Below are 2,780 nucleotides of genomic sequence, written 5' to 3' on the forward strand. Positions count from 1 at the left end.
AAACCTCCGGGCCGCCCGCCGCACCTCTGCGTCTCAGCGTCTTCCGCGTCTCTGCATCTCCCCATCGCCGCGCATCCGCGTATCCGCGTATCCGTGTTTGCGCGTATCCGTGTTTGCGCGTACCGCGCCTCCGCGCGCGGGCTACTCCGCGCCGAGCGCCACCGCCACCGAATGGGACAGCGCGTCGAGATACCCCTTGGGGACCTCGTCGCGGACCACCAGCAGCCGCCAGTACAGCGGCCCGGTCATCAGGTCGAGCGCCAGCCGGGAGTCCACGTCGTCGGGCAGCTCACCGCGCTCCACCGCCCGTGCCACCACGGCCGCGGCGACGCCCTCCTGGCTGTCGTGCAGCGCCGTCTTCAGGGCGGTGGCCATCTCCGGGCTGCGCGCCGCCTCGGCCAGCAGATCGGGGATGATCTGCGAGGCCATCGGGTGCCGCAGCGCACGGGCCGCGACCTCCAGCAGCATCCGCACATCACCGCGCAGCGACCCGGTGTCGGGGGCCGGCAGCCCGGCCGCGGCGACCGCCGAAACCACGTCCAGGACCAGGTGCAGCTTGGAGCGCCAGCGCCGGTAGACGGCGGTCTTGCCGACGCCGGCCCGGCGGGCGATGCCCTCGATGGACATCCGGGCGAAGCCGACCGCGGCCAGTTCCTCGAAGACCGCGGCGCGGATCGCGGCCGTCTTGTCCTCCCGCAGCACGGCGGCGCCGGCCGGGGCACGGCGCTGCGCCGCGGTCTCTCTCTCGCTGTCGGTGCCGTCTTTTGCCATGGCTTGATCCTAGCGGTACGACGCTACGGTTGCGTTTCGACGTGGGATCCCTTTAGTCTCGGCGTCGCGACGATACGGACCCGTTCCGTCGTCGTACGGACCCTGACGCCCCCGTACGAAAGCGAAAGCGGCCCCTCATGCCCCAGACCCTCGCTCCCCCGGCCCCGGCGCCCGCCCAGCCGTCCGGCTCCGGCACCGCACCCGATCCGGAGCTGCGCGCGCTGGCCGAGCGCCATGGCCTCACGGTGAGCGGCGCCCGCCCCTCGCTGCCCGAGTACACCCGCCAGCTGTGGCAGCGGCGGCACTTCATCACCTCGTTCGCCACCGCCAAGCTCACCGCGATGTACACCACCGCCAAGCTCGGCCAGCTGTGGCAGGTGATCACCCCGCTGCTCAACGCCGGCGTCTACTACTTGATCTTCGGCGTGCTGATCGGCACCCGGAAGGGCGTGCCGGACTACATCCCGTACCTGGTCACCGGCGTCTTCGTCTTCACCTTCCTGCAGAACTCGGTGATGACCGGCACCCGGGCGATCTCCGGCAACCTCGGCCTGGTGCGCGCACTGCACTTCCCGCGCGCCTGCCTGCCGATCTCGTCCTGCCTGGCACAGCTCCAGCAGCTGCTGTACTCCATGGCCGTCCTGATGGTCATCCTGCTGTGCTTCGGGCAGGTGCCGACCTGGTCGTGGCTGCTGGTCATCCCGGCGCTGACGCTGCAGTTCGTCTTCAACACCGGCCTCGCGATGATCATGGCGCGGCTCGGCTCGCGGACCCCGGACCTGGCGCAGCTGATGCCCTTCATCCTGCGGACCTGGATGTACGCGTCCGGCGTGATGTTCAGCATCAGCCTCATCATCAAGGGCAAGCACCTCCCGCACATCGTGGTGGTACTGCTGAACGGCAACCCCGCCGCCGTCTACATCGACCTGATGCGGTTCGCGCTGATCGACAGCTTCACCCACAAGCAACTGCCGCCGCACGTCTGGGCGTTCGCGGCCGGCTGGGCGCTGCTGGCCGGGGTCGCCGGCTATGTGTACTTCTGGAAGGCCGAGGAGCGGTACGGACGTGGCTGAGTTCATGACGGAAGACCGAAGCGGCATCCGCCCGGCGGCGGACGAGGCCCGCATCCCGACCGTGATCGCGGACGACCTGCACATCGTCTACCGCGTCTACGGCACCGGCGCCGGCAAGGGCGGGGCCACCGCGGCACTCGGCCGCATCATCCGCCGCAAGCCCTCCACCGGCGTACGCGAGGTGCACGCCGTCAAGGGCGTCTCCTTCACCGCCCACCGCGGCGAGTCGATCGGCCTGATCGGCTCCAACGGCTCCGGCAAGTCGACCCTGCTCCAGGCCGTCGCCGGACTGCTGCCCGCGGAGCGCGGCAAGGTCTACACCCACGGCCAGCCCTCGCTGCTCGGCGTCAACGCGGCCCTGATGAACGACCTGACCGGCGAGAAGAACGTCATCCTCGGCGGCCTGGCGATGGGCATGAGCCGCGAGGAGGTCCGCGAGCGCTACGACGGCATCGTCGACTTCTCCGGCATCAACGAGAAGGGCGACTTCATCTCGCTGCCGATGCGCACCTATTCGTCCGGTATGGCGGCCCGGCTGCGGTTCTCCATCGCGGCGGCCAAGGACCACGACGTGCTGCTGATCGACGAGGCGCTGGCCACCGGCGACCGCAGCTTCCAGAAGCGCTCCGAGGCCCGCATCCGGGAGCTGCGCGAGGAGGCCGGCACGGTCTTCCTGGTCAGCCACAACAACAACTCCATCCGGGACACCTGCGACCGGGTCCTGTGGCTGGAGAAGGGCGTCCTGCGGATGGACGGCCCCACCGACGAAGTCCTGGCGGCATACGAGGAGTTCACGGGGGCGTAGGAGCCGGATTCCCGGCCGTCCGCACGCATCCAGCCCGTCCGGCGCTTGAGGACGAGCGAAGCGATATCCCGCCCGCACGGGCCCCCCACCCCACTCCCCGCCCCCAACGCACAAGCGCCGGACGGGCACTT

At 70.1% G+C, this 2,780-nt stretch carries 3 protein-coding genes; 2 read left to right on the top strand and 1 reads right to left on the bottom strand.

Features of this window, described 5'->3' with window-relative positions:
• Positions 1-141: 141 nt before the first annotated feature.
• On the bottom strand, positions 142-771 hold the full coding sequence (locus tag ACO1BR_RS29945) for a TetR/AcrR family transcriptional regulator (protein WP_426798222.1): 630 nt from the start codon (positions 769-771) through the stop codon (positions 142-144).
• 137 nt (positions 772-908) lie between these two features.
• Between ACO1BR_RS29945 and ACO1BR_RS29950 the strand changes: the two genes are divergently transcribed.
• Together ACO1BR_RS29950 and ACO1BR_RS29955 are read left to right on the top strand one after the other, a co-directional pair.
• Positions 909-1,844, top strand: coding sequence for an ABC transporter permease (locus tag ACO1BR_RS29950; protein ID WP_426798223.1), 936 nt, complete (start codon positions 909-911; stop codon positions 1,842-1,844).
• 4 nt (positions 1,845-1,848) lie between these two features.
• Complete coding sequence (locus ACO1BR_RS29955) at positions 1,849-2,649, top strand: ABC transporter ATP-binding protein (RefSeq protein ID WP_426798242.1); 801 nt, start codon at positions 1,849-1,851, stop codon at positions 2,647-2,649.
• The last annotated feature ends 131 nt before the right edge of the window (positions 2,650-2,780 follow it).

The sequence above is a fragment of the Streptomyces sp. YGL11-2 genome, from assembly GCF_050054615.1.
GTDB lineage: Bacteria > Actinomycetota > Actinomycetes > Streptomycetales > Streptomycetaceae > Streptomyces.